The 25,399-nt window shown below is 61.3% G+C and carries 23 protein-coding genes; 10 read left to right on the top strand and 13 right to left on the bottom strand.

What is annotated here, in order from left to right:
* Window positions 1-187: 187 nt before the first annotated feature.
* Window positions 188-649: a tRNA (cytidine(34)-2'-O)-methyltransferase gene (locus QTL95_RS23370; RefSeq protein WP_289722267.1), complete on the bottom strand. Its 462-nt coding sequence runs from the start codon at window positions 647-649 to the stop codon at window positions 188-190.
* Window positions 650-1,031: 382 nt separating this feature from the next.
* Between QTL95_RS23370 and QTL95_RS23365 the strand changes: the two genes are divergently transcribed.
* Complete coding sequence (locus tag QTL95_RS23365) at window positions 1,032-2,885, top strand: ABC transporter ATP-binding protein (protein WP_289722266.1); 1,854 nt, start codon at window positions 1,032-1,034, stop codon at window positions 2,883-2,885.
* 50 nt (window positions 2,886-2,935) lie between these two features.
* Here the strand turns inward: QTL95_RS23365 and QTL95_RS23360 are convergent, their stop codons facing one another.
* Window positions 2,936-3,163, bottom strand: a complete 228-nt coding sequence (locus tag QTL95_RS23360) for a hypothetical protein (RefSeq protein ID WP_289722265.1) — start codon at window positions 3,161-3,163, stop codon at window positions 2,936-2,938.
* Window positions 3,164-3,326: 163 nt separating this feature from the next.
* Between QTL95_RS23360 and QTL95_RS23355 the strand changes: the two genes are divergently transcribed.
* The 5 genes from QTL95_RS23355 to QTL95_RS23335 all read left to right on the top strand — a co-directional run bounded on the left by QTL95_RS23355 (window position 3,327) and on the right by QTL95_RS23335 (window position 8,942).
* Window positions 3,327-5,240: an ABC transporter ATP-binding protein gene (locus QTL95_RS23355; RefSeq protein ID WP_289722264.1), complete on the top strand. Its 1,914-nt coding sequence runs from the start codon at window positions 3,327-3,329 to the stop codon at window positions 5,238-5,240.
* A 285-nt stretch (window positions 5,241-5,525) separates the two neighbouring features.
* A complete protein-coding gene (gene petA, locus QTL95_RS23350) occupies window positions 5,526-6,104 on the top strand; it encodes a ubiquinol-cytochrome c reductase iron-sulfur subunit (protein ID WP_037184323.1) in 579 nt (192 codons plus the stop codon).
* Window positions 6,105-6,117: 13 nt separating this feature from the next.
* Window positions 6,118-7,395 carry a cytochrome b gene (locus QTL95_RS23345; protein WP_289722263.1) on the top strand — a complete coding sequence of 426 codons (1,278 nt, stop codon included), beginning with the start codon at window positions 6,118-6,120 and terminating at the stop codon, window positions 7,393-7,395.
* Between the two features lie 23 nt (window positions 7,396-7,418).
* Entirely contained in the window at window positions 7,419-8,285 is an 867-nt protein-coding gene (locus tag QTL95_RS23340; protein WP_289722262.1) for a cytochrome c1, read from the top strand.
* Window positions 8,286-8,399: 114 nt separating this feature from the next.
* Window positions 8,400-8,942, top strand: a complete 543-nt coding sequence (locus tag QTL95_RS23335) for an adenine phosphoribosyltransferase (RefSeq protein ID WP_289722261.1) — start codon at window positions 8,400-8,402, stop codon at window positions 8,940-8,942.
* A 10-nt stretch (window positions 8,943-8,952) separates the two neighbouring features.
* Here the strand turns inward: QTL95_RS23335 and QTL95_RS23330 are convergent, their stop codons facing one another.
* Both QTL95_RS23330 and QTL95_RS23325 read right to left on the bottom strand, forming a co-directional pair.
* On the bottom strand, window positions 8,953-9,420 hold the full coding sequence (locus tag QTL95_RS23330; RefSeq protein WP_289722260.1) for a MaoC family dehydratase: 468 nt from the start codon (window positions 9,418-9,420) through the stop codon (window positions 8,953-8,955).
* Entirely contained in the window at window positions 9,417-9,887 is a 471-nt protein-coding gene (locus QTL95_RS23325; protein WP_289722259.1) for a MaoC family dehydratase, read from the bottom strand. Before QTL95_RS23325 ends, QTL95_RS23330 begins: the two co-directional genes overlap by 4 nt.
* 82 nt (window positions 9,888-9,969) lie before the next feature.
* Between QTL95_RS23325 and QTL95_RS23320 the strand changes: the two genes are divergently transcribed.
* A complete protein-coding gene (locus QTL95_RS23320) occupies window positions 9,970-11,043 on the top strand; it encodes a hypothetical protein (protein WP_289722258.1) in 1,074 nt (357 codons plus the stop codon).
* Between the two features lie 124 nt (window positions 11,044-11,167).
* On the opposite strand, the gene ychF is transcribed toward QTL95_RS23320, so the two are convergent.
* A complete protein-coding gene (ychF, locus tag QTL95_RS23315) occupies window positions 11,168-12,271 on the bottom strand; it encodes a redox-regulated ATPase YchF (protein ID WP_289722257.1) in 1,104 nt (367 codons plus the stop codon).
* A gap of 192 nt (window positions 12,272-12,463) precedes the next feature.
* On the opposite strand from ychF, the gene clpS reads away from it, so the two are divergent.
* Complete coding sequence (gene clpS / locus QTL95_RS23310) at window positions 12,464-12,775, top strand: ATP-dependent Clp protease adapter ClpS (protein WP_037184351.1); 312 nt, start codon at window positions 12,464-12,466, stop codon at window positions 12,773-12,775.
* Between the two features lie 3 nt (window positions 12,776-12,778).
* On the opposite strand, the gene QTL95_RS23305 is transcribed toward clpS, so the two are convergent.
* The 5 genes from QTL95_RS23305 to QTL95_RS23285 form a co-directional block, all read right to left on the bottom strand.
* The gene (locus tag QTL95_RS23305; RefSeq protein WP_289722256.1) at window positions 12,779-13,231 is read right to left on the bottom strand and encodes a GNAT family N-acetyltransferase; all 453 of its coding nucleotides are present in this window, start codon (window positions 13,229-13,231) and stop codon (window positions 12,779-12,781) included.
* Between the two features lie 2 nt (window positions 13,232-13,233).
* Complete coding sequence (pth, locus tag QTL95_RS23300) at window positions 13,234-13,965, bottom strand: aminoacyl-tRNA hydrolase (RefSeq protein ID WP_289722255.1); 732 nt, start codon at window positions 13,963-13,965, stop codon at window positions 13,234-13,236.
* Between the two features lie 89 nt (window positions 13,966-14,054).
* Entirely contained in the window at window positions 14,055-14,774 is a 720-nt protein-coding gene (locus QTL95_RS23295) for a substrate-binding periplasmic protein (RefSeq protein ID WP_289722453.1), read from the bottom strand.
* Window positions 14,775-14,796: 22 nt separating this feature from the next.
* Window positions 14,797-17,139 carry an EAL domain-containing protein gene (locus tag QTL95_RS23290; protein WP_289722254.1) on the bottom strand — a complete coding sequence of 781 codons (2,343 nt, stop codon included), beginning with the start codon at window positions 17,137-17,139 and terminating at the stop codon, window positions 14,797-14,799.
* 184 nt (window positions 17,140-17,323) lie between these two features.
* Complete coding sequence (locus tag QTL95_RS23285) at window positions 17,324-17,941, bottom strand: 50S ribosomal protein L25/general stress protein Ctc (RefSeq protein ID WP_289722253.1); 618 nt, start codon at window positions 17,939-17,941, stop codon at window positions 17,324-17,326.
* A 633-nt stretch (window positions 17,942-18,574) separates the two neighbouring features.
* Here QTL95_RS23285 and QTL95_RS23280 point away from each other — a divergent pair.
* Entirely contained in the window at window positions 18,575-21,355 is a 2,781-nt protein-coding gene (locus QTL95_RS23280) for a bifunctional diguanylate cyclase/phosphodiesterase (protein WP_289722252.1), read from the top strand.
* A gap of 82 nt (window positions 21,356-21,437) precedes the next feature.
* Window positions 21,438-22,889 (top strand): hypothetical protein, encoded by a 1,452-nt coding sequence (locus QTL95_RS23275; protein WP_289722251.1) that lies wholly within the window; start codon window positions 21,438-21,440, stop codon window positions 22,887-22,889.
* Between the two features lie 78 nt (window positions 22,890-22,967).
* Here the strand turns inward: QTL95_RS23275 and QTL95_RS23270 are convergent, their stop codons facing one another.
* The 3 genes from QTL95_RS23270 to QTL95_RS23260 all read right to left on the bottom strand — a co-directional run bounded on the left by QTL95_RS23270 (window position 22,968) and on the right by QTL95_RS23260 (window position 25,390).
* The gene (locus QTL95_RS23270) at window positions 22,968-23,438 is read right to left on the bottom strand and encodes a Kazal-type serine protease inhibitor family protein (protein WP_289722250.1); all 471 of its coding nucleotides are present in this window, start codon (window positions 23,436-23,438) and stop codon (window positions 22,968-22,970) included.
* Between the two features lie 85 nt (window positions 23,439-23,523).
* Complete coding sequence (locus QTL95_RS23265; protein ID WP_289722249.1) at window positions 23,524-24,456, bottom strand: ribose-phosphate pyrophosphokinase; 933 nt, start codon at window positions 24,454-24,456, stop codon at window positions 23,524-23,526.
* A gap of 106 nt (window positions 24,457-24,562) precedes the next feature.
* Window positions 24,563-25,390: a hypothetical protein gene (locus QTL95_RS23260; protein WP_289722248.1), complete on the bottom strand. Its 828-nt coding sequence runs from the start codon at window positions 25,388-25,390 to the stop codon at window positions 24,563-24,565.
* Window positions 25,391-25,399: the final 9 nt, after the last annotated feature.

Here is a 25,399-nt window from a genome sequence, read left to right as displayed (position 1 = left end):
TCTTTGTTCGAATCTCTTATCGTCAACTGCTTGAAATTGCGGTGATCACGAGAGATTTTTGTTTGCCCGGCTAAAAACTATACGCCGGTCGCGCGATTTCACAACGCCGTTTCCGACATATTGTGGAACTGTACCGGCATTTGCGTCAGGACATGGGGAAATCAACCCCGGCCAGCCAGATCAGCTGTCAGATCCAGACGGTCTGGCGCATGGCCTCGCCGACGATCATGGCGGCGGAAACGGCGACGTTGATGGAGCGTTGACCTTCGACCATCGGGACGATGACGCGGGCATCCGAGGCCTCGTGCACGTGATCGGGGACGCCGGCGCTCTCGCGGCCGAAGAGCAGGATGTCGTCGTGGCGGAATTCGAACTTCGTATAGGGAACGGATGCCTTGGTGGAGGCAAGCACGAGGCGGCGCCCGGTCGTGGCGCGCCATTCCTCGAAGCGGTCCCAGTTCACATGGCGGGTGAGGGCGGCGGCGGCGATGTAGTCCATCCCCGATCGCTTCAGGTTGCGGTCGGAAATGTCGAAGCCGGCGGGCTCGATGATATCGACGCCGAAGCCGAGGCAGGCGGCGAGGCGCAGGATCGTTCCCGTGTTGCCCGGAATATCCGGCTGGTAGAGTGCCAGTCTGAGGTTCGCCATGAAGTGCCGTCCGTTGCGTCTTTTTGGCCGAGACACCTATTGCAACTGTCGTTTCAGTGCAACAGAGGGGCTTTTGACCACGAAATGTTCAATTTCCGGTATGGTGGGACTGGAAATTGCCTCCGTTTCGCGTTATCGGTGCACATCTTTTAATCGCCAGCAGGGAGCGCCATGATGAATACATTGCTGTTTACGCGTCTTCCGCGCACCAATCCGCGCATGGCGATCCGACGCTCCTAGCGTCTTCCTTCCCTGACTTCTCATTTTTAATCCATTGCGCGGCTGTCGTGGCCTCGCCCCTTGAACGTCCGGTTCCCATATGTGCCGCATTGCGCTTTGCGCGGGGCCAGGGAACGGAACGCTGAAGTTCCGGAGCATTTTCATGTTTGGCTGGTTTGAACAGCGACTTAATCCCTTTCCGAGCGAGGAGCCCACCGCGCCTCCGAAAGGTCTCTTTGCATTCTGCTGGCACTACACCAAGCCGGCGGCGCCGTGGCTTGCCGCGATGGCGGTGCTGACGGCGCTGATCGCGATCGGTGAAGTGGCGCTCTTCCAGTTCCTCGGCGACATCGTCGACTGGTTGACGAATGCCGACAAGGCGACGTTCCTGCAGACGGAATGGCACCGGCTTGCCTGGATGGGCGCGCTGATCCTGATCGGTCTGCCGCTGGCGGCGGTGCTGGACTCGATCATCATGCACCAGGTGCTGCTTGGCAACTATCCGATGATCGCACGCTGGCAGATGCACCGCTTCCTGCTGCGCCACAGCATGACCTTCTTCGCCAACGAGTTCGCCGGACGCGTTGCCACGAAGGTGATGCAGACGTCGCTGGCTGTGCGCGAGACGGTGATGAAGATCCTCGACGTCTTCGTCTATGTCGTCACCTACTTCATCTCGATGATCATCGTGATCGCGGCGGCGGACTGGCGGCTGATGATCCCCATTCTGGCCTGGCTCGGCGTCTACATCGCCATCGTGTCCTACTTCGTGCCGCGACTTCGCAAGATCGCCGCGCTGCAGGCGGACGCGCGCTCGATGATGACGGGCCGTGTCGTGGACAGCTACACCAACATCGCGACGGTGAAGCTGTTCTCGCATGCGGGCAGGGAAGAAACCTACGCCCGCGAGAGCATGGACGGCTTCCTGCAGACGGTGCATCAGCAGATGCGCCGGGTGACGATGTTTCACGCATCTGTTTATATCAACAACTGCGTGGCGCTGTTCGTGATCTCGGGCCTGTCGATCTGGTTCTGGCTGAACGGCCAGATTTCGGTCGGCGCTATCGCGATCGCCATCGGCCTTGCCATGCGCGTCAACGGCATGTCGCAGTGGATCATGTGGGAAGTCTCGGCGCTGTTCGAGAACATCGGCACGGTCTATGACGGCATGGAGATGATGACCAAGCCGCACGACATCATCGATCGCCCCGCGGCGACGGCGATGACGGCCAAGAAGGGCGCGATCCACTACGAGCGGATCGGGTTCCACTACGGCAAGGGCAAGGGCATCATCGACAACATGTCGCTCGACATCAAGGCGGGCGAGAAGGTGGGTCTGGTCGGTCGCTCCGGCGCCGGCAAGACGACGCTGATGAACCTCTTGCTGCGTTTCTACGACCTGGAAAGCGGCCGTATCACGATCGACGGGCAGGACATCTCGCATGTGTCGCAGCAGAGCCTGCGGTCGCTGATCGGCGTGGTGACGCAGGATACCTCGCTGCTGCACCGCTCGATCCGCGACAACATCGCCTATGGCCGGCCGGATGCGACGGATGCCGATGTGATCGAGGCCGCGCGGCGCGCGAATGCGTGGGACTTCATCGAAGGTCTCGTCGACATGCAGGGCCGCAAGGGGCTCGACGCGCAGGTCGGCGAACGCGGCGTGAAGCTTTCGGGCGGCCAGCGCCAGCGCATCGCGATCGCCCGCGTCTTCCTGAAGGACGCGCCGATCCTGGTGCTCGACGAGGCGACCTCGGCGCTCGATTCCGAAGTCGAGGCGGCGATCCAGGAAAACCTCTTCGCGCTGATGCAGGGCAAGACGGTGATCGCGATCGCCCACCGCCTCTCGACGCTGACCGAGATGGACCGGCTGATCGTGCTCGACAAGGGCCGGATCATCGAGGCCGGGTCGCATGCCGATCTTACCCGGCAGGGTGGCGTCTACGCCGATCTCTGGAGCCGGCAGTCTGGCGGGTTTCTGGCAGATCACGAAACGGCCGAAGAAGCGGCGCAATAACAAAAGGCCCTCCCGGCGGGAAACCGGGAGGGCCTTTTCAATTCTATTGTTCAGAGGCTGTCCGCCCAGTCGATGACGCGGTTGCGTTCGACGAATATGCTGTTCGCCGATACCAGCATCCGCAGGTCCATCAGGCGCCGCTCTTCCTCCCGATCGATCCACGCGGCAATCGCGTCTGTCACGACCTGATCGTGAGATAGCTCGACGTGCTCCACCAGAGCGTCGAGCCGTTCCGCGAGCGGCAGCGGAATGCTCGACATGATCGTCTTCATCTGCATTCGACCGTCTCCCCGTGAAAGGTCAATCTACCCCGAGATTGTGGCAAGCTTCGTCTCATTCAACGGCGATGCCGTCGATGTTATCAATTGTTACAAAAATATAAGGTTGCGGCAGCAGCGTCTTCGGCTTTCCGGCCGGAGCCATCAGGACTATATCGCAGACATGCCGATAAAACGACTCCTCCATTTCTTCGAAAACTGGATCGATCCTTTCTACCCGAAGGACAATATTCAGCCGCCGCGACAGACACTCGGGTTCATCTGGTTCTATATCGGCCAGGCGAAGGCGCCGTTCATCGCCATGCTGGTGCTGGGCGGCCTGTCGGCGGCGATCGAGGCGGCGCTGTTCTGGTTCGTGGGACGGCTGGTCGATATTCTGGCGACGATCAAGCCTGATGACGGGTGGAACGGGCTTTTGGCCGCACACGGCTATGAGCTATTCGGCATGCTGTTCCTGATCGGGATAGTGCGCTTCGTCGTGGCGCTTTTGATTGCGTTGGTGGATCAACAGGTGATCACGCCCGGTTTCTACAATCTGGCACGTTGGCAGTCCTATCTGCATGTGTCTCGGCAGTCGCTGTCCTTCTTCCAGAGCGATTTTTCCGGGCGCATCGTCAACAAGGTCTGGTCGGCGGGGCAGGCGGCCGGAGATCTGGTGACGTCGCTGATGGAGAGCGTCTGGTTCGTCGGTATCTATGCGGTCACGACGATCGTGCTGGTGGCGCGGCTGGATTTTTCGCTGGCCGCCGTCGTGCTCTTCTGGCTCGCCGCTTTCGGCGTTCTCGCGCGCTACTTCGTGCCGCGCATCCGCTTCCACTCGCGCGAGACGGCGGAAGCTGCCTCGATGATCAACGGCCGCATGGTGGATGCCTACAGCAATATCCAGACGCTGAAGCTCTTCGCCCGTGATGAAGAGAGCGACCGCTACATGCGGCAGGGCTTCGATATCTTCCAGGACACCGTGCTGCGCTTTACACGGTTCATCACCGGCGTGCGCGCGTCCATGGCGCTGCTCTCGGGCCTGATGATCGTGACGATGTCGGGGCTCAGCGTGCATCTCTGGCTGCAGGGGCTGGTCAGCTCCGGCGCAGTGGCGTTTTCGCTGGCGCTGGTGCTGCGCCTCAACTTCCTGCTCGGGCGGCTGATGACGCAGTTCAACGGCATCATGCGCAATCTCGGCACGATCCAGAACTCGGCCGAACTGATCTCGCAGCCGCTGTCGCTGGTGGACCGGCCCGGCGCGCCAGACCTCGTCATCCGCCAGCCGGGTATCCGCTTCGAGAACGTCTCGTTCCATTATGGTCGGGCGAAAGGCGTGATCGACAATTTCTCGCTGACAATCAAGCCCGGCGAAAAGGTCGGCATCGTCGGCCGCTCCGGCGCCGGCAAATCGACGCTGGTGAACCTGCTCCTGCGCCTCTACGATCTCCAGGGCGGGCGCATCCTTGTCGATGGACAGGATATCGCCGATGTCCGGCAGGAAACGCTGCGCATGCAGATCGGCGTCGTCAGCCAGGATACGTCGCTTCTGCACCGCTCGGTGCGCGACAACATCCTCTTTGGGCGGCCGGATGCCGGCGAGGAGCGGCTGATCGAGGCGGCGCGGCGGGCACAGGCGCTCGAATTCATCGAGCGGCTGCATGACCAGCAGGGACGAAGCGGTTTCGACGCGCATGTCGGCGAACGCGGGGTGAAGCTTTCGGGCGGCCAGCGGCAGCGCATCGCCATTGCCCGCGTGATGCTCAAGGACGCGCCTATCCTCGTTCTCGACGAGGCGACGTCGGCGCTCGATTCCGAGGTCGAGGAGGCGATCCAGTCCAGCCTCAACGAGATCATGCACGGGAAGACGGTGCTGGCGATCGCGCATCGGCTCTCGACGATCGCCGCCCTCGACCGGCTGATTGTGGTCGACAACGGCCGCATCATCGAAGAAGGAACGCACGAGGCGCTGCTGAAAGAGGGCGGGCTTTACGCCGAACTATGGGCGCGGCAATCGGGCGGCTTCCTGGCCTCGGACTACGACGACCCGACCGTTGCCGGCAGCGGGAAGGTGGGCGAGGGCGCCAAGGTGGATTGAGGGACGGCACCCGGCTCTCCCCACCTGATCTCCGCGAGTGCATCGCACACGGAATCCGCTGCGCTGCAACACTGTTGCAAGCATGTGAATATCCTGAAAAATCGCCTGTCGCCCCCCGCGACATTGTGCCCTCATGGCCCTGCCAAGGCTGGACTTAGCTTGCGATCAAAGTTAGAACGCGCCTTAGTGGGTGGGGAATCTTGATACGAATTTATTTGACAGATTCGTCGCCTTGGAGGGATGGCGCGGAAAATTCCGCGGGATTTGGGCAGAGGATGTTAAGCCGTGAGCGAACACGAAACGACAGGCGGGGTCTCCAGCGAGCCCACACGCCGAGATTTTCTTTATCTAACCACGGGTATGGCAGGCGCTGTCGGCGCCGTCTCTGTCGCCTGGCCGTTCATCGACCAGATGCGGCCTGATGCTTCCACATTGGCGCTCGCATCTATTGAAGTCGACGTTTCTAGCCTCGAACCGGGCATGTCGCTGACCGCGAAATGGCGCGGAAAGCCGATCTTCATTCGCAACCGTACACCTGAGGAAGTGAAGGCCGCCGATGAAGTTCCGATGTCCGAACTGAAGGATCCTGTCGCGCGCAACGCCAATCTGGCGGCCGATGCACAGGCAACCGGCGTCGATCGGTCCGCCGGCAAGGACAAGGAGAACTGGATCGTGATGATCGGCTCCTGTACCCATCTCGGCTGTGTGCCGCTCGGCCAGGCCGGCGAATACAACGGGTGGTTCTGTCCCTGTCATGGCTCGGTCTACGACACGGCCGGCCGCATACGCAAAGGTCCGGCGCCGCAGAATCTCGCGATACCGACCTATGCGTTCGTTTCCGACAAAGTTATCAAAATCGGTTGAGGGGGACTGATTTATGAGTGGCCATTCCAGCTACGAGCCATCAACCGGCATTGAAAAATGGATCGATTCGCGCCTGCCTTTGCCGCGCCTGGTCTATGACAGTTTCGTCGCCTATCCGGTTCCGCGCAACCTGAACTATGCCTACACCTTCGGCGCCATGCTGTCGGTGATGCTGGTCGTGCAGATCCTGACCGGGGTCGTGCTCGCCATGCACTATGCCGCCGAAACCACGGTGGCGTTCAACTCCGTCGAAAAGATCATGCGCGATGTCAACCACGGCTGGCTGCTGCGCTACATGCACGCCAACGGCGCGTCGTTCTTCTTCGTCGCGGTCTATCTGCACATTGCCCGAGGTCTCTACTACGGCTCCTACAAGGCGCCGCGCGAAATCCTCTGGATCCTCGGCGTTCTCATCTATCTCCTGATGATGGCGACCGGCTTCATGGGCTACGTTCTGCCCTGGGGCCAGATGTCCTTCTGGGGCGCGACCGTCATCACCGGCTTCTTCTCGGCGTTTCCGCTGGTAGGCGAATGGGTGCAGCAGTTCCTGCTCGGCGGCTTCGCGGTCGAGAACCCGACGCTGAACCGCTTCTTCTCGCTGCACTACCTGCTGCCCTTCGTGATCGCCGGCGTCGTCGTCCTGCACATCTGGGCGCTGCATGTGGTTGGCCAGACCAACCCGACGGGCGTCGAGATCAAGACCAAGACGGATACCGTGCGCTTCACGCCCTATGCGACGCTGAAAGATGCGCTCGGCGTTTCGGTGTTCCTGCTGGTCTATGCCTACTTCGTTTTCTATCTGCCGAACTTCCTCGGCCACGCCGACAACTACATTCCGGCCGACCCGTTGAAGACGCCGGCGCACATCGTTCCGGAATGGTACTTCCTGCCGTTCTACGCGATGCTGCGCTCGATCACCTTCAACATCGGGCCGATCGATTCCAAGCTGGCGGGCGTGCTCGTGATGTTCGGCGCGATCATCGTCCTGTTCTTCCTGCCCTGGCTCGATACGTCGAAGGTCCGTTCCGCGGTCTATCGCCCGTGGTACAAGGTGGCCTACTGGCTGTTCGGCGCCAACGCGATCCTCCTCGGATGGCTCGGTTCTCAGCCGGCGGAAGGGCTCTACACCACGATTTCGCAGATCTGTACGCTGCTCTACTTCTCGTTCTTCCTGATCGTCATGCCGGTCCTGGGTCTCGTCGAGACGCCGCGCCGACTGCCGAACTCGATTACGGAGGCCGTGCTCGAAAAGCGCAACAAGGTTGCGTCCGCCGAAGCGGCCAAGGCTTGAGCGGGCGAGGGGAGAACAGATCCATGAACAAGCTTCTTGCTGGCATTCTATCGCTCGCCTTCGTCGGCTGTCTCGGCACCTCGGCTCTGGCCCAGGATCCGGGACCGTCCGAGCATCACGAGGCGGCGACGCCGCATTATCCGCTGAAGGAGCCCAAGGAGGTCGACTGGACCTTCGCCGGCCCGTTAGGCACCTACGACAAGGGCCAGCTGCAGCGCGGCCTGAAGGTCTACACCGAAGTCTGCGCCGCCTGCCACTCGATGAAGCTGGTGCCGTTCCGCATGTTGGGCGACCTCGGCTACTCCGAGGCGCAGATCAAGGCGTTCGCGGCCAACTACGAGGTCCAGGACGGCCCGAACGCATCCGGCGACATGTACACCCGCAAGGCTGTGCCGTCGGACTACTTCCCGTCGCCATTCGCCAACGCGGAAGCGGCGGCCGCCTCCAACAATGGTGCCGCACCGCCGGACTTCTCGCTGATCGCCAAGGCGCGCGAAGTCGAACGCGGCTTCCCGCGCTTCGTCTTCGACATCTTCACGCAGTACCAGGAAGGCGGGCCGGATTACATCTACTCGCTGCTGACTGGCTACGAGAACCCACCGGCCGGCGTGACGGTATCGCAGGGGCAGCACTACAACCCCTACTTCCACGCCGCTTCGGTGCTGGCCATGCCGCCGCCGCTGTCGGACGGTCAGGTGACCTACGACGACGGCGCTCCCGCTACCGTCGACCAGTACGCCAAGGACGTCGCGTCGTTCCTGATGTGGGCCGCCGAGCCGCATCTCGAACAGCGCAAGCACACCGGCTTCATGGTGATGGTATTCCTGCTGATCTTCACGGTCCTGGTCTATCTGACAAAGCGTTCGGTCTACGCCAACAAGGAACACTGAGGGCCTGGTTTCAAGCTTCAGCAAAAGGCGCCTTTCGGGGCGCCTTTTTTGTTGGTTCAGAGCAGTGCAGTTGATAGGGTGCAGCCGATTTTACGACCACGCACTGGACACCTCATGACCGATACGACTTCGGAGCTCGCAGCTGCCATCCGCTCCATCCCGGACTATCCCAAGCCTGGTATCATCTTCCGTGACATCACGACGCTTCTCGGCAATCCTCGCGCGTTTCGCCGGGCGATCGACGAGCTGGTGCAGCCTTATGCCGGGATGAAGATCGACAAGATCGCCGGGATGGAGGCGCGGGGCTTCATTCTGGGTGGTGCCGTGGCGCATCAGCTTTCCGCCGGTTTCGTGCCGATCCGCAAGAAGGGCAAGCTGCCGCACGAGACCGTGCGCATCGCCTACAGCCTGGAATATGGCGTGGATGAGATGGAGATGCATGTCGATGCGGTGAAGCCGGGCGAGAAGGTGATCCTGGTGGACGACCTGATCGCCACTGGAGGTACGGCCGTCGGCGCGACGAAGCTTTTGCGGCAGATCGGCGCCGAGGTGGTGTCGGCCTGCTTCGTGATCGACCTGCCGGATCTCGGCGGCCGCGCCAAGCTCGAGGAGCTCGGCGTCGACGTGCGCACGCTGGTCGAATTCTCCGGCCACTGAGGACGGAAATCTAGTCGAACTCTATGACGGTGCTTTCGAAGCGGATGACCGGCGTGCCGTCGGCGGTCGCGCCTTCGCAGCGTATCGTGTTCAGCCGTCGCCCGGGACGCGAGGTCAGGGGGCGGCTGTCGAGGAGCGTCACGGAATAGAATATCTCCTCGCTTGCGAAGACCGGGCGGATCCATTGCAGATTGCGGAAGCCCGGGGAGGGGCCGAGTTTCGGCGGCGCAAGGCCCTCGCTTGCCATCCGTGTCATTTCCTTGGTCCAGTAGGCAACGAACAGCCGCATCCACACGGCGGCGGTGTGCCAGCCCGAGGCGCAGAGGTCGCCAAACAGCGAGCGTTTCGCCGCTTCCTCGTCCACATGGAAGGGCTGCGGATCGAAGCGCTCGGCATAGCGCAGGATTTTCTCACGCGTGAACACGTAAGAGCCGATCTCGGTCTTCTCGCCGATGGCATAGCGTTCGATCATGATCATCTCACGGTCTCCGGCGCGGCGCGCATGACGAACATGATCGAGTTTTCCGAGTTGCAGACAAGCTCGCCCTTCTGGTTGCTGAGTTCGTGGCGAAACCTGGCGATGCCGATGCCCGGGCGGGATCGCAACGGGCGAGCTTCCAGCACGGTAGAGTGGCCGCTGAGCGTGTCGTTTGCCAGCACCGGCTTGCGCCACTCCATGATGTCGATACCGGGCGCGCCCTCGGAGCGGGAGTTCAGAAGATAGCTGTCGATCATCATGCGCATCAGCATGGCCGAGGTGTGCCAGCCAGATGCGGCAAGGCCGCCCAGGATGCTGGCGCGGCCGGCTTGTTCGTCGAGATGCATCGGCTGCGGATCGAACTCTCTAGCGAATTCCACGATCTCCTCGCTGCTCACCGTCTTCGGGCCAAGCACGAAGCGTCGGCCGGGCGTGAAATCCTCGAACGCCAGTTTCTCCTCGGGCATTGCCTTCCCCGCATCCTATGAAGTTGCCGTCACTTCAAATAGCATAACGCCACGGCCAATGATTCCAAGAGGATAAACCGGCATGACGGAATTGCGATCGGTGCTTGATGAAGCTCAGCGCGAGGGCATCATATCGGGCGAAGCGAACGAGCGGCTGTTGCCGTTCCTGATCGAGCGCGGCGTCACCGTCGGCGCGCGTGCGGCCAAGCCGGTAGAGGACATCGCATGGTCCGATACCGAGACGCCGCGCTTCATCCGCGGTTTCCACGACGTGCTGATCAGCATCGGTGTCATCGTGGCGCTGAGCGGGCTGTGGGGGCTTGCATCGATCCTATCGGTGCTGCCAGCGATTGTCGTCTTGTCGGAGATCCTGGTTAAGCGCCAGCGGCTGGCATTGCCTGCGGTCGTGCTGACCATCGCGCTGGTCTGCGCCACGACGACACTGACGGCGTTCTGCGTATCGAGCGGCGTGAACTTCCTCGAGAACGGCAACGACGCCATCCGCTTCATCGCGCCGTTTCCCGTCCTGCTCGGCCTTTATTACCTGCGCTATCGCGTGCCGCTGTCGCTGGCGCTCTGCATCGTTTCGGCGCTAGCGCTGGTGCTGGCGGTGATCATCAAGCTGATCTTGTCGGCAAGCGGCGATCCGCTCCTGCTCGTCAACAATCCGAGCATCCTGTCCTGGATCGGGATCATCTCGGCGGCGGGCCTGTTCGCGACGGCTCTGAAGTTCGATCTCAGCGATATCAACAGACGCACGACGCGATCGGACATCGCTTTCTGGCTGCACATGGCGGCGGCGCCGGCGCTGCTTTACAGCATCGTTTCGCTGTTCGTGCTGCGGGGCGGGCTGATCGAGCTTACGCAGACGGTATCGTTCAAGACGCCGGTCGTGGTGCTCACCGTGGCGGCGCTGATGCTGGTGGGGCTGATCATCGACCGGCGCGCATTCGTGACGTCGGGTCTGCTGTCGCTCGGCTTCGCGCTGTTCGGGATATTCCGGCAGGGAAGTGCGACGATCGATACGTACTTCTCCACGACGCTCTTGGTCGTCGGTGCGATCGTGCTGGTCATCGGGACCGGCTGGATGCCGCTGAGGCGGCGGGTGGTCAATGCGCTGCCTTCAGGGCTGGCGCGAAGACTGCCGCCCGCATAGAGCAATTCCGCTTTTCTTCGAATCGCGGAACAGCTCTATCCTTTTGTTTTCACGCAATTTCGGACGGAAAACCGCTTCGCACTTTTCCTGGAATTGCTCTAGGCGGCAGTCCTGTCGTTTCAATTCAGGTGTTGAAGCGGAAGTGGATGACGTCGCCGTCCTGGACGACGTATTCCTTGCCTTCATCGCGGCCCTTGCCGGCTTCCTTGGCGCCAACTTCACCCTTGAAGTTGATGTAGTCGTCGTAGCCGATGGTGAAGGCGCGGATGAAGCCGCGTTCGAAATCGGTATGGATGACGCCTGCCGCCTGCGGGGCCTTGGTGCCGCGCACGATGGTCCAGGCGCGGGTTTCCTTGGGGCCGACGGTGAAATAGGTGATCAGGTCGAGCAGGTGGTAACCGGCGCGGATCAGACGGTCGAGACCCGCTTCCTCGAGGCCGAGCGCCGACAGGAACTCGGTGGCTTCTTCTTCCGGCAGCTGGGCCACTTCGGATTCGATTGCGGCGGAGATGATGACGCATTCAGCGCCCTGCTTTTCCGCCATTTCCGCGACGGCCTTGGTGTGCTCGTTACCAGTCGAGGCATCGCCTTCGGCGACGTTGCAGACGTAGAGGACCGGATGCGAGGTCAGGAGGTTGAGGCCCTTGAGGATCTCGATCTCTTCCGGCGCCAGGGTCTTCAGGAGAAGACGGGCGGGCTTGCCTTCGTTGAGGAGCTTGATGACCGCTTCCATGACGGGAAGCTGGGCCAGCGATTCCTTGTCCTTGCTGGCGGCTCGCTTGCGGGTCTGCTCGACGCGGCGCTCCAGGCTTTCGAGGTCGGCGAGCATCAGTTCGGTCTCGATCGTGTCGGCGTCGCCGACAGGATTGATGCGACCCTCGACGTGGGTGATGTCGTCGTCCTCGAAGCAGCGCAGCACGTGGACCACGGCATCGACTTCGCGGATGTTGGCAAGAAACTTGTTGCCGAGGCCTTCACCCTTCGACGCGCCGCGCACGAGGCCGGCGATGTCGACGAAGGAGATACGGGTCGGGATGATTTCCTTGGAACCGGCGATGGCAGCCAGCTTCTGCATGCGCGGATCGGGCACGGCGACTTCGCCGGTGTTCGGTTCGATCGTGCAGAAGGGATAGTTCGCCGCCTGCGCCGCCGCCGTCTTGGTGAGCGCGTTGAAGAGGGTCGACTTGCCGACATTCGGCAGACCGACGATACCGCATTTGAAGCCCATGGCCTGAAACCTGCTGTTCTTGAATTCCTTGGCCGTGCGTATGGGGTAAAAGGCGCCTCCGGGTCAAGCTTTTCGAGCACATCTTGCTTGTTCAAAGCGGCTTTGGCTTGAAAGCGCCGCTTGCGGTGCAATATAATATGGAGGTCGAGCAAGGCTCGCCCCCTTCCTGTCATCAAAGAATGGACTTGCGCGATGAGTGACAACGACGTCGCCCTGAAGCCGAAGGTCAAGTCGAAGCCGAAACTCGATCGGCCAAAGCTCTACAAGGTCATCCTCGTCAACGACGACTTCACGCCGCGCGAATTCGTGACCGTGGTGTTGAAAGTGGTGTTCAAGATGAGCGAAGAGGCGGGCTATCGCGTCATGCTGACCGCGCACAAGCTCGGCACCGCTGTCGTAGTCGTCTGTACCAAGGACATCGCGGAGACCAAGGCGAAGGAGGCGATGGATATCGCCAAGGAAGCGGGGTTCCCGCTGATGTTTACGACCGAGCCCGAGGAATAGGCGTTAGGGTCGTCTTATCTGGTAGCCGGTCTTGTCGCTGACAAAGCCGCAGTTCTCGTAGAAGCGCAGCGTCGCCGGGTCCTTCGAGCCCGTGAGCAGCATCACCTTGTAGCAGCCATCCTGCCATGCCGTCTCGACCGCGTGGGCGATCAAGGCGCCGGCATAGCCGCGCTTGCGGTAGCGTTCGGCGGTGACGACATTTTCGATCAACGCGTAGGGCGCGCCGCCGCGTGTCAGATTGGGGATGATGACGAGGGTCACGGATGCGGCCGGACTTTCGTCCGCGAGGCCGATGAACAGTTGCATGCCGGGATGGGCGGCAATCGTCTCGAAGCGCGCTTTTGCGATCTCGGCATCAATCGGCAAGTCGGCCGGGTTCAGTTCACGATAGAGCGCCAGCAGCCCCGGCAGATCGGATGGCTCGGCGGTGCGGATGGCGAGAGGCACGGGCGCCATTCTCAGTCTTCCTTGTTGCCGAACATCTTCTTCAGCATCTCGGCCATCGGGCCCGTTGCCGGCAGCTTCTTCGGCTGGGCATTGTTGCGGGCCTGATGGATGTGGGATTTCCCTGTGGGCTTAGGCGTGGCTTTGCCCTGCCTGGCGGGCTTGTCCTCATCAGCCTTGCCGCCGACCGCGAGCGCCAGCTTGTTCATCAGCTGCGAATCCTCGCGCTTGACCAGCAGCTCGACATTGTCGGCCAGCGCATCAAGCATCGGCTCCAGCCAGGTGCGGTCGACCTTGGCGAAATCGCCCAGCACATAGTTGTGCACCAGATCCTTGTTGCCGGGGTGGCCAATGCCGAGGCGCAGGCGGCGGTAGTCCTTACCGCAGTGGGCATCGAGCGACTTGACGCCGTTATGGCCGCCATGGCCGCCACCGACCTTGATGCGGGCCTTGGCCGGGGCGAGGTCGAGTTCGTCATAGATGGCGACGATATCGGATGGCTGCAGCTTGTAGAAGCGCATCGCCTCGCCGACGGATTCGCCCGACAGGTTCATATAGGTCTGCGGCTTGATCAGCAGCACCTTGTCGCCCGCGATCTCACCCTCGGAGATCTCTGCCTTGAACTTCTTCGACCATGGCGAGAAGCTGTGGCGGCGGTGGATGGCGTCCACGGCCATGAAGCCGATGTTGTGGCGGTTGCCGGCATATTGGCTGCCGGGATTGCCGAGGCCGGCGATAACAAGCATGGGCGTCCAGTTCCTCGCAGTTGAGCTTGGAACGTTCACCACCGCGAAATGACCTCAAAGTCAAGTCGAAGGAGGCACGCGGCGGGAAATCAGTTGCCGCCCTCGAGCTTGTATTTGGCGAAGATCGCCTTCTGCGTGCCGTCCGCGATCAGAGCGTTCAGGGCGGCCTGCATCCTTGCCAGGAGATCATCCGGGAACTCTTTCTGGCAAGCGATCGCCATAGGCTGCGACGAGAGCACCAGTACCTGCTCCAGCGGTTGTTCCGATTTGAGCTGGCGGAAATAGAGTTCCGAGATCGGCATCATATCGATGCGGCCGTTAAGCAGCTTGCGGAACGTCGCGTTGAAGTCCGAGGTCACATCGAGCTTGGTGAAGCCTTTCTCCCTGAGGATGGTGTCGGTGTAGTCTTCCCGTTGGGTGCCTATCGTGTAGCGCTTGGCATCTTCCAGATCCTTCGGCGCCACGCCGGCGCCCGCCTTGGCGATCAGGATGTTTCGATCCATCAGCAGCGGCTCCACCCATTTGAAGAGCGGGTCCCGCTTGGCGGTGTGCGCGGTGCTGAAGACACATGTCATGGGCTGGCTCTGGGCAAGACTGTAGGCGCGGGCCCAGGGCAGCATCTCCATGGTGTAGTCGATACCGGCTGCCGCCATCAGCTTTTCGACCTGTTCGACGGAGGTACCCTTGAGAACGCGTTCTTCGCGGTAACTGAACGGCGGGTATTCCTCCGTTACGAAGTTCACCGGTTCCGCATGCGCACGGATCACAGCGGAAAGACCAAGGAAAGCACTCAGGGCCAGCCTTTTCATCATGTTGCGCTCCCCGCCAAGACTACGATGCTACCGATAGCCGGATCGTTCGCAACCGCTCGACCAGGCTTGCGGCGCTTTGCGGACGGTGGAAGAGATAGCCCTGGCCGAAGTCGAGGCCCATCTCACACAGCGTTCGGCATTCGTCCTCGGTCTCGATACCCTCGGCGATGACGGTGCAATCCATCTTGTGCGACAGGGTGGTGATGCTTTCGACCAGCATGCGACTCTTATGGCGGATCTCGGGATTGGCGTCGTTGATCGAACGGGTGAAGGACTGGTCGATCTTGATGATGTCGACGGGGAAGCGGTTGAGGTAGCTCAGCGAAGAGTAACCCGTGCCGAAATCGTCGAGCGCGATGCGGCAGCCGAAATGGCGCATCTCGGTCACGATCATGCGAATCTCGGGGTTGTTGTGCATCAGCACCGCCTCGGTGATTTCGACCACGATGCGGTTGGGACGGATGCCGTGGCGGACGAGCAGCGCGGCCAGCCGGGCGGGCAGGGCGGGCTCGAATTGCAACGGCGAGAAGTTGATGGCCAGATAGCTGTCTTCCATGCCGGGAAGGCGGGAGATCTCGGCGAGGTGGGCGATCGCCTTTTCCATGATCACGTTGCCGACGCGGTTGATCTTCCCTGTTTCCTCGGCAACGTTGATGATCTCGGCAGGCGCCATCAGTCCCTTCTGCGGATGGTTCAACCGCATCAGCGCCTCGAAGCCGGCGACGCCGCGACCGTTCAGCCTGACGATCGGCTGCAGGTAGGCGTCGAACCAGTCGTCCGCGAGCGCTGCTTCGATGTGGCTTTCGATCTCGGCGCGTGCGCGTGCGTGATCAAGCATCGTGGGGTCGAAGATCTGGGCGCCGTTCTTGCCGTCGCGCTTCTTGGCGTACATCGCCATGTCGGACTTCTGCAGCAGTTCGGCGGCGTTGGAGGCGTGCAGCGGATAGACGGCGATGCCGATGCTGGCGCTGAGATGCAGATCGGCGCCGAACGGCATCTGGAAGATCGAGGCGATCTGTTCAGCCATGGCGGAGGCACGGCGCGTGGCGTCTATGGCCGGCAGCAAGATGGCGAACTCGTCGCCGCCAAGGCGTGCGGCCTGGTCGGAAGGCGCCAGATGGGTATGGAGGCGCGAGACAAATTCGCGCAACGCCCGGTCCCCCTCCGCGTGCCCCATATTGTCGTTGATCCACTTGAACCGGTCGAGATCGACGAACAGGCAGGCCAGTTCCTGGCCGGCGACGTCGGCCTCTCTGATCTTGGCGTCGAGCGCGGCCTCGAAACCCTGGCGGTTTAGCAGGCCGGTGAGATGGTCGCTGATCGCCTGTCGATGGTTGCGGGCTTCCGATGCCTTGAGATCGGTGACATCGGTCATAACGGAAAGCGACAACGTGTCGTGACCGCCGGTGGCGGCCTTCGATTCCAGGATCAGCACGTCCATCACGCGACCGTCGGCGCAGAGGAATTTGACGGTAAGATCGCGTGCGGTGGCGTTCTTGCGACCGAGGAAGGCTTCCCGCGTGTCCGCGGTGACGAGATCGGCAAAACGCCCACCGATGACGCGTGCGCGGTCGTAGCCTGTCGCAACGAGCCAGTAGTCGCTGACGGCGGTGATGCGGTCGTCCTCGTCGAGCGAGAAAAGCATGGCGGGCGTCAGGTCGTATATGTCGATGGCGCGGCGGTGGGCGAGCTTCAGCTCGCGTTCCTCGCGTTCCAGCTTCGACTGCATGTCGTTGAAGCCGCTGGCGAGGCGTCCCATCTCGTCATTCGAACGCCAGTCGACATGATGGCGGGAGCCGAGCTGGCGCGTGGCCTCGATGGCGGCTGTGAGACGCATCAGGGGGCGGATCACGAAGATGCGGTTTCCGATGATGGCGGCGCCGACAACGGCGAGAACCGCGAAGATAAAGATCGACATGAAGACGATCTCTTCATGCTTCAGGCCGGAGAACAGGCCGAGCGCCGGATAGAACACCGATATGCTGCCGAGGTTTTTCGGGCCGTCGACGGTGTTGTAGATGATGGCGCGCGAGACCTGGATCAGGTCCCCGTTGAAGGAGCGCGGAATGGTCGACTGCATGATGTCGAGTTGGCCGGACTGGTCGCGAACCTGAACCTTGACGATTGCCCCTTGCGCAACAACGGTGGCGCTGATCTGTGCAACACTGTCCTCGTCCAGATCCCAGAGCGGCTTGGCCAGCGCCTGGGCGTTGGCGACGAGAAGCACGGCGATGTGATCTCGCGTCTCTTTCGCGGCGCGTTCAGAAGAAAGAAACAGAAACAATACGAAAAGCGGAGCAACAAAAAGCAGTAATGCTCCGCAGATGATCGCCAGAAAGCGGTTCTGAACGGAATTGTTCATTATTTCGGCTGGCTCCCTGCTGCCTTTGCTTTTGTCGTCTTCTACAAGTTGTGCACCTTGCAGGACCGTCAGGAATGCTTCGCCGAAATGTATTAAATGTTGTTGAAACCGGTACGCCGGCTCAAATGATAAGGCCCGCTTTCGGGAGAAAGCGGGCCTTATGCTTTACAAATTATGGAAGCGATCAGGCTTCTGCTTCGCCTTCGCCTGCGGCTTCTTCCTCGTCGGAGACGCCGGCAGCCGGAGCAACGATCGTCGCGATCGTGAAGTCGCGGTCGATAACCGTGGTCACGCCCTTCGGCAGGGTGACTTCGGAAATGTGGATGCTGTCGCCGATCTTCTTGCCGCTGAGGTCAACGTTGAAGAATTCCGGGATCGCATCGGCCGGGCAATGAACTTCGACTTCGTGACGAACGATGTTCAGAACGCCGCCGACCTTCAGGCCCTGGGACTTCTCTTCGTTGATGAAGTGAACCGGGATCTGGACGGAAACCTGGGTGTTGCCGGATACGCGCAGGAAGTCCACGTGCATGGTGAAGTCGCGGACCGGATCGAGCTGGTAGTCCTTCGGCAGAACCTTGTACTTCTTGCCGTCGACGTCGATCGTTGCAACGGTGGTCATGAAACCGCCGGCGTGGATGCGCTTCGTCACCTCATTGGTGCTGAGCGAGATGGAAATGGGGGCCTGCTTGTCACCATAGATGACAGCCGGGATGAGACCATTGCGGCGAAGTTCACGGGCGGACCCCTTACCAACCCGTTCGCGCGCCTCGGCCTTGAGCTCGTAGCTTTCGTGGCTCATGACATTACCTTTCGAGGTTATATGGAGAGCTCGGCGCAGGCACATGCCCATCGCTGAACTGGAGGCGGGTTTCCCCATCCTCATCCGCGTTGCCTCCAAGGGTGTCTACACGGACGCGTGCGCTATAGTATAGATGGCGCGCAAAGGCAAGCCTAGCCGCTGAACCGGCTATCCCGGCGGGCATCGCCAGCCCGGGGGCGTAACCGCCATCAGTCCAGAGCTCTAAAGGCTTGCGGAAACAAATAAACCCAGCGCAACCCAAAACAGCATGGAAAGCTCGGCAGCCAGCAAAAAGCCCATTGCTTCATCGCTCATGCACAGTCCTCCTCCGCTACCCTCCCGCAGCACAGGGATGATTGCATCTATTGGATGAAACTTCCATCGCTTATATATGCCAATGCGGACGCTACATCGCTGCGTTTTCGGCTGTGTTGCTATATGGATACAAGAATTTTCTAATACAACTTGAACATCGCGAGCCAAGCGACTGCAAAACCTCAGATGATCAGGCGTTGACACGCTGTTAATGACAGTCGCAGCCAGTCCCGGACAATTGCATGGGAGATCACTTCAATTATTGCTTTTTTAAGCGGCTGCGTATGAAGCCAGACATCAAATTTGTTTGGATCCGTCATGTTTACCGTTCTCACCTGCATTGCCTACATGCACGACATCAGGCTCGTCGCTCTGGCAGGCTGCCTTTGCTTTTTGTCGTCCTTGGCGGCTCTCACGCTTCTCCAGCGCGCCCGTAGCGCCGCGAAGATTGCGCGGCTGATCTGGCTGCTGATGGGCGGTGCCGCGGGTGGCTTCGGTATATGGGCAACGCATTTCGTGGCCATGCTCGCTTACGACAGCGGTATCGTCATGGGATACGACACGTCGCAGACGCTGACGTCGCTCGGCATCGCTCTCGGGACAACGCTTGCCGCCGTCAGCCTTGCAGCAATCACCGAAGGCAGGGTGGGACGTGCGTTCGCCGGTGTTTTGTTCGGCATCGGCGTGACGTTGATGCATTTCATGGGGATGATCGCGGTGCAGTTTCCCGGCACGATGGTCTGGGACCGGTCGCTTGTGGTGGCGGCTATGGGCTGCGCGGTCGTGATCTCGGCGGTGGCCTTTGCGCTGTTGCCGAACGTAGAGCTTACCGCGCGCAAGCTGCTTGTTCCCGCCGGCACACTTTGCCTTGCGATCGTTTCGATGCACTTCACGGCCATGGGTGCGCTGACGGTCGTGCCCGCTGTCGGCATCGAGATCGATCCGAGCGAGACGATGTCGACAGGCTTCATGGTGGTTACGCTGCTTGCCGTTTCGCTTTCGATGATCGCGTCAGGCTTTGCCGCCTCGGTCTTCGCCATACGTGCCGAGAGCTCGACGATGGAAAGCGAAGCGCGTTTCGAAATGCTGGTGCAGGGCGTAACCGACTACGCGATCTATATGCTCGACGTGGACGGGCGGGTGACCAACTGGAACGCCGGGGCGCAGCGTGCCAAGGGTTATACCGCCGCCGAGATCGTCGGCGAGGATTTCGGTCGCTTCTATTCTCCTGAGGACCGAGCCAACGGCTTGCCGCAGAAGGCGTTGATGATTGCGCGTACCGAAGGCAAGTTCGAAGCGGAGGGGCGCCGCTTCCGCAAGGACGGCACATCCTTCTGGGCACATGTGGTCATCGATCCGATCTGGGCGCCTGACGGCAGCCTTGCCGGGTACGCGAAGATCACCAAGGACGTGACCGAGCAGAAGGCGGATCGTGACCGGATCAAGGAGATCAGCCGCAATCTCGATCTGGCGCTTGAAAACGTTTCGCAGGGCATCTGCCTCTTCGACGCCGAGGAGCGTCTGGTGCTTGCCAATCGGCGCTACAGTGAGATCTTCAGCTTCAAGGACGGCATGATCCGGCCCGGCATGTCCTACCGCGAGATCGTCACGATGGGCTACACGATCTGCAGTCCTGATGCAGCTTCGGCTGCAACGCGGGCCTCCGAGCACTATGACAAGCTGACGCGCGCCATGCGCTCCGGCGATCATTCGCTCATTCACAAGATGACGCACGGGACGTCGATCCAGGTGAACCTGAACAAGCTGCAGGACGGCGGCTGGGTCGCGACCTATGAGGACATCACGGCGCGCCTGCAGTCAGAAGAGAAGATTGCTTTCATGGCGCAGCACGACGCGCTGACTGGCTTGCCGAACCGTTCGCAATTCTCCGATCGGTTGGAGCAGGAACTGGCCGTGGCGAAACGCTCGGGCACCCAGGTTGCCGTCATCGGGATCGACCTCGACAAGTTCAAGGAGATCAACGACCAGCGTGGCCACAGCGCCGGCGACCAGGTGCTCATGAAGCTGGCGTCTGGTATGGCAGGAATACTGCAGGAAGATGAGTTCGTATCGCGTTTCGGCGGTGACGAGTTCGCGGCGATCAAGCAGTTCTCCGATATCGCCGATCTGCGCGACTTCATCGCACGGCTCGAGGGCAGCCTGATCGTCGACCTGAAGATCGAGGACTTCGAAGTCAGGTCGGATGCCAGTATCGGCGTCGCCATCTATCCGCAGGACGGCGAGACCGGCGAATTGCTGATCGCCAACGCCGATCTTGCCATGTATCGCGCCAAGGCGGCGCTCACCGAGCGCATCTGCTTCTATGAAGTGGCAATGGACGAAGCCGCACGCGATCGCCGCAATATCGCAAGCGATCTCTGGTCGGCGATCGAACGGCGCGAACTGCATCTGCACTACCAAGTGCAGAAGTCCGTCTCGACAGGCGATATCACCGGCTACGAGGTGCTGCTGCGCTGGCAGCACCCGACACGCGGCAACGTGCCGCCTGGTGACTTCATCGCCATTGCCGAGGAATGCGGTGCGATCGTGCCGATCGGTGAATGGGTACTGCGCGAAGCTTGCCGGGAAGCCGCGAGTTGGCCGGAGAAGCACAAGATCGCGGTCAATCTCTCGCCGATCCAGATTGCCAACCAGGACATCGCCCGGCTCGTTCACACGGTGCTCCTGGAAACAGGGCTGGAAGCCTGGCGGCTGGAGCTCGAGATCACGGAATCCTCGATCATCGTCGACAAGGACCGCGCTCTGCTGACGCTGCGGCAGGTGAAGAGCCTCGGTGTTTCGATTGCCATCGACGACTTCGGGACCGGCTACTCGTCCCTGGAGACGCTGCGGGCGTTTCCGTTCGACAAGATCAAGCTCGACCGCAGCTTCATGAACGAAGTGGAGACGAGCGATCAATCCAAGGCGATTATCCGTGCTATCCTGGCGCTGGGCCAAAGCCTGAGCATTCCCGTGCTTGCCGAGGGTGTCGAGACCGATGTCCAACTGGCCATCCTTCTCGACGAGGGGTGCGATGAGGCACAAGGCTATCTGCTTGGGCGGCCGATGCCGATGCGGTCGCAGAAAATAGCCGCCTGATGACGCCGGCTGCACGGCTGGGTTGACACGGGCGGATTAGAGACATCACATGCGCCGACAAACGGGTATGGAGAGATTCAGCATGCAACTCAAGACGATAGCAGCCACCGGTCTTATCTCTATGGCGTCGCTCTCGACAGCGGCCGCGGTCGATATCAACCAGAAGGGCGCCGAGGATATCCAGAGGAGCCTGTCGTGGTTCGTTCCGAAGGAGGTCGGCAAGGGCTTCGTCACGGTCAATCCGGCCGGAACGCGCTACGAGGTCATCTATGATTTCGCCAAGCTGCTGACGAAGGTCGATCCGGCCGACTTCGCTGTCAAGGGCCTGCAGCCGTGGTCGCTTTTCGCGACACCCGAGGACGGCGAGCTGTGGAAGATCGAGGGCAACAACTCGCTCGACGTGACAGGAAGTTTCAAGGCCGCCGGCCAGCCGAAGACCGAGTTTACCTATCTGATCGACAGCCTCGTTTCCAACGGCGTATTCGATCCAGCGATCAGATACCTGAAATCCGGCGACTTCACGATGAAGGCGGTGCGGTTCTCGTCGAAGACGGAGAAGGAAGAGGTCAGCGCCGAGACAGGCGCCTCGACCTACAAGATGACGTCGTCGGACAGCGACCTGCCTGATCGCACGAACTTCGCCGGCAGCGGCACGATGTCCGATTTCGTCGAGAAGATCAGCGGCAAGGACGTGCCGCCGGTCGAGATCCGCGCGGACTCGGTCGATTTCGCCGCCGCCGTCAATGGCGTCTCGGTCAAGAATATCATGGACCTCGTCGCCTTCTTCATCGAGCATTCGGAAGAGAAGAAGCTTCGCCGTGCCGAGAGCGAAGAGATCAAGGATTTGCTGCGCAAGTCCTTCCCTCTGATGACATCGCTCAACGAGACGGTGACGCTCAACAAACTCAACGTCAGCAGCGTCGGCGGCAATGGCGGCGCGGAGACGGTCGACTACACCATCGGCATGAGCGGCCCAACGAATGCCATGCGCTTCGACGTCGGGCTCTCGGCGCGGCAGATCACCTTCGACAGCCCGCTGGTGCCCGAGATGTACGCCGCGTTCGTGCCCGAGGAACTGCAGATGCAGATGGCGTTTCCCGAGATCAATGCCGCGGCGTTCGGCGAGGAATTGCTGAAGGCGGACTTTACGGAAGGCAAGAAGTCGGATCCGGAGATGGACAAGGCGTTCGAGAAGCTTCTGTCCGATGGCAACATGGTCGTCGCCTTCCCGAAGATCTCGGCGAAGTCAGGCGTCTATGACGCCGAAGTCTCCGGCGAATTGCGGGGCAAGCCGGGCTCGTCGAAGGAATATTCGATGAACGCCTCGGTCGTGGCGCGCGATTTCGACAAGACGATCGCGGCCATCCAGGACCTTGCAAAGGTCAATCCGGAACTCAATCAGGTGTCCTTCGGCCTGATGATGGCGAAGGGCTTCGCCAAGGCCGATCCAGACGGGCGCCAGCGCTGGGATATCGACGTCGCCCGCGACGGGTCGGTGAAAATCAACGGCCAGGTGATCAAGGGCGCCGACTAAGGCGCTCTCAATGATGCTCCGGCGTGGCTGTCACGCCGGAAGTTAGCCGTCCTGTCGGGCTTTGTCAGATCTATCCGCTCAACGGCGGCATTGGCCCTGCGCGACAATCCTGAAGCCGCTGTTGCCGGCCTCGCAGGCGTTCGGGAAGGTCTGCATCTGAGGTCCGCGCTGGCCGCAGACCGGACGATATTCGCGCGTGCAGATACCGCCGGGACGTGTCGGAGGCTCGGGCCGTTCAGGGCGAGGGGGCCGCGGCGGCTCGGGGCGTGGCGGGGTGATGGGGGGCTGGCGCCGGCATTCGCCGCGGCCGACGATCCTGAAGCCGCTGTTGCGTGCCTGGCAGGCATTGCCGAAGGTCTGCGTGCGTCCACCGCGCTCACCGCAGACGGGTGCGTATTCCATCGTGCACATTTGCGGCTGCGAGGGGCTTGGACGCGGTGGTGGCGGGCGTGAATAACCGGGATCTGCATCGACCGTGCAGGCGCTCAACATCGGGATCAGGACGATCAGGGCGAGCTTTTTCGGCTGCAGCAGTTCGGTCAGTCTCATGCGTTCCCCTCCGGCTGAACTTTTGACAAGTCTAGCCGAAGCGGGTTCGTCGAGAAAGATGAAATCCTTGAGGAATTTCGCAGCGTCAGTCAAACAGGCTGGAGACGGACTCTTCCTGGCTCGTGCGGTTGATGGCTTCGCCGATCAGGCTCGCCGTGCTGACGACGCGAATATTGTGCGCGGACTGAACGGCCGTCGTCGGCTGGATCGAGTCCGTGATGACGAGTTCGCGCAGCTTGGAAGAGGTGACGCGGGTCACGGCGCCGCCCGACAGCACGCCATGCGTGATATAGGCGGTGACGCTGGTCGCGCCGTTCTTCAGCAGCGCTTCGGCAGCGTTGACGAGGGTGCCGCCGGAATCGACGATGTCGTCGACCAGAATGCAGTCCTTGCCGGTGACGTCACCGATGACGTTCATGACTTCGGATTCACCCGGGCGATCACGGCGCTTGTCCACGATCGCCAGCAGACAGTCGAGGCGTTTGGCGACCGAGCGGGCGCGCACGACACCGCCAACGTCGGGCGAAACCACCATGACGTTGCTGATATCGTAGTTCGCCTTGATGTCGCGCGTCAGGATCGGCACGGCATAGAGGTTATCGGTCGGGATATCGAAGAAGCCCTGGATCTGTCCGGCGTGCAGGTCGAGCGTGAGAACGCGATCGGCGCCGGCTTCGGTGATCAGGTTGGCGACGAGCTTGGCCGAGATCGGCGTGCGCGGACCGGGCTTGCGGTCCTGGCGGGCATAGCCGAAATAGGGAAGAACGGCCGTGATGCGGCGGGCTGAGGATCGGCGCATCGCGTCGATCATGATCAGCAGTTCCATCAAATGGTCGTTTGCCGGAAACGCGGTGGATTGCACAAGAAAGACGTCCTCGCCGCGGACGTTCTCCTGGATTTCCACGAAGATTTCCTGGTCGGCAAATCTTCTGACACTGGCTTTGCCCAAGGGCACGTTGAGATAGTTGCAGATCGCTTCGGCGAGGTGCCGGTTCGAATTGCCTGCGAAAACCTTCATCTTGGTCCGCCTGTTACCTGCTGATAGCCGCGCTTTTTAGCCAGCTTCGTCCTGAATGCAAGCGCAAAGGCGCCACATGCTTCCATATTTGTAAAAAGCCTGTGGCTTAACCACCGCTGCTCTCCCGCCACGAGGAGAACTCGTCGATCGTTTTCGATGCTATCTGCTGCATCACCGAAGCGGGAACCGCCGCCCATGGGTCCTGCGCCGCGGACGGCACGCTTTCCTGTCCCTGGATCCGGTGAAGCCGCGCGCCGCCATTGTCGAGCACGTCCCAGACATAGACGATCGTCACCTTGTCGTTATCGGAAAAGGCGGAAAGATATCCCTTCAGGATATAGGCGCTGCTGTTGTCGTTCGAGCTCTTGATGGAAAGGCCATGCGCGCGCGCCTCGCTCCCCAACTGTCGCGAAAGGGGCGTGACGGCCTGCACCGGTGCCCCGATGATCGGCAGGAAGCGAACCGTCGTTCCACGAGAGGGAGATTTGGCGAGCGAGGCGGTCTCGGTCCGGCGCGGTGCGCGCGGACGGTCGGCTGCCGCCATGTCCTCTTCCTCGGCCTGGGCGTTCGACACCGGCTCGGGCAGGTCTTGGCTTTCGATCGAGGGGGCGGAGGCGCGGCTGCGCGCCGGGCCATCGAGCGCGCGGGCCTGGGCCTCCATCGTCGTCGGCGGCGTGCCGGGGCCGGCGCGCATATATTCCTGCTGGTCGTAGGCCGGATGGTAGCCGTTCTGTTTCGGCGTCGCGAAGGTTTGCTGGCGCGGCGCGGCACCTGCCATGCGCTCGGCATCACCTTGGGTGACGGGGGAGGAGGAGCGGATCGTGCTCGATGTGTCGCCGATATCGACCTGGGGGATCAGCGCGTCGGTGGTGTTGCAGGCGGAAAGCAGGGCAAGGCAGGTCAGGAGCGTGGGCGCTGTCGCAAATCGCGTCATCCCTCTTTT

It is taken from the genome of Rhizobium sp. S152 (genome assembly GCF_030380735.1).
GTDB lineage: Bacteria > Pseudomonadota > Alphaproteobacteria > Rhizobiales > Rhizobiaceae > Rhizobium.
The sequence above is the reverse complement of the archived record's forward strand: the minus strand, read 5'-3'. Positions and strand labels throughout refer to the sequence as shown.

Bases quoted from the DNA above. Each gene is read 5' to 3' on its own strand.
- QTL95_RS23370 (WP_289722267.1), bottom strand. From the start codon at position 649: ATGGCGAACCTCAGACTGGCACTCTACCAGCCGGATATTCCGGGCAAC.
- QTL95_RS23365 (WP_289722266.1), top strand. From the start codon at position 1,032: ATGTTTGGCTGGTTTGAACAGCGACTTAATCCCTTTCCGAGCGAGGAG.
- QTL95_RS23360 (WP_289722265.1), bottom strand. From the start codon at position 3,163: ATGCAGATGAAGACGATCATGTCGAGCATTCCGCTGCCGCTCGCGGAA.
- QTL95_RS23355 (WP_289722264.1), top strand. From the start codon at position 3,327: ATGCCGATAAAACGACTCCTCCATTTCTTCGAAAACTGGATCGATCCT.
- QTL95_RS23345 (WP_289722263.1), top strand. From the start codon at position 6,118: ATGAGTGGCCATTCCAGCTACGAGCCATCAACCGGCATTGAAAAATGG.
- QTL95_RS23340 (WP_289722262.1), top strand. From the start codon at position 7,419: ATGAACAAGCTTCTTGCTGGCATTCTATCGCTCGCCTTCGTCGGCTGT.
- QTL95_RS23335 (WP_289722261.1), top strand. From the start codon at position 8,400: ATGACCGATACGACTTCGGAGCTCGCAGCTGCCATCCGCTCCATCCCG.
- QTL95_RS23330 (WP_289722260.1), bottom strand. From the start codon at position 9,420: ATGATCATGATCGAACGCTATGCCATCGGCGAGAAGACCGAGATCGGC.
- QTL95_RS23325 (WP_289722259.1), bottom strand. From the start codon at position 9,887: ATGCCCGAGGAGAAACTGGCGTTCGAGGATTTCACGCCCGGCCGACGC.
- QTL95_RS23320 (WP_289722258.1), top strand. From the start codon at position 9,970: ATGACGGAATTGCGATCGGTGCTTGATGAAGCTCAGCGCGAGGGCATC.
- ychF (WP_289722257.1), bottom strand. From the start codon at position 12,271: ATGGGCTTCAAATGCGGTATCGTCGGTCTGCCGAATGTCGGCAAGTCG.
- clpS (WP_037184351.1), top strand. From the start codon at position 12,464: ATGAGTGACAACGACGTCGCCCTGAAGCCGAAGGTCAAGTCGAAGCCG.
- QTL95_RS23305 (WP_289722256.1), bottom strand. From the start codon at position 13,231: ATGGCGCCCGTGCCTCTCGCCATCCGCACCGCCGAGCCATCCGATCTG.
- pth (WP_289722255.1), bottom strand. From the start codon at position 13,965: ATGCTTGTTATCGCCGGCCTCGGCAATCCCGGCAGCCAATATGCCGGC.
- QTL95_RS23295 (WP_289722453.1), bottom strand. From the start codon at position 14,774: ATGAAAAGGCTGGCCCTGAGTGCTTTCCTTGGTCTTTCCGCTGTGATC.
- QTL95_RS23290 (WP_289722254.1), bottom strand. From the start codon at position 17,139: ATGAACAATTCCGTTCAGAACCGCTTTCTGGCGATCATCTGCGGAGCA.
- QTL95_RS23285 (WP_289722253.1), bottom strand. From the start codon at position 17,941: ATGAGCCACGAAAGCTACGAGCTCAAGGCCGAGGCGCGCGAACGGGTT.
- QTL95_RS23280 (WP_289722252.1), top strand. From the start codon at position 18,575: ATGTTTACCGTTCTCACCTGCATTGCCTACATGCACGACATCAGGCTC.
- QTL95_RS23275 (WP_289722251.1), top strand. From the start codon at position 21,438: ATGCAACTCAAGACGATAGCAGCCACCGGTCTTATCTCTATGGCGTCG.
- QTL95_RS23270 (WP_289722250.1), bottom strand. From the start codon at position 23,438: ATGAGACTGACCGAACTGCTGCAGCCGAAAAAGCTCGCCCTGATCGTC.
- QTL95_RS23265 (WP_289722249.1), bottom strand. From the start codon at position 24,456: ATGAAGGTTTTCGCAGGCAATTCGAACCGGCACCTCGCCGAAGCGATC.
- QTL95_RS23260 (WP_289722248.1), bottom strand. From the start codon at position 25,390: ATGACGCGATTTGCGACAGCGCCCACGCTCCTGACCTGCCTTGCCCTG.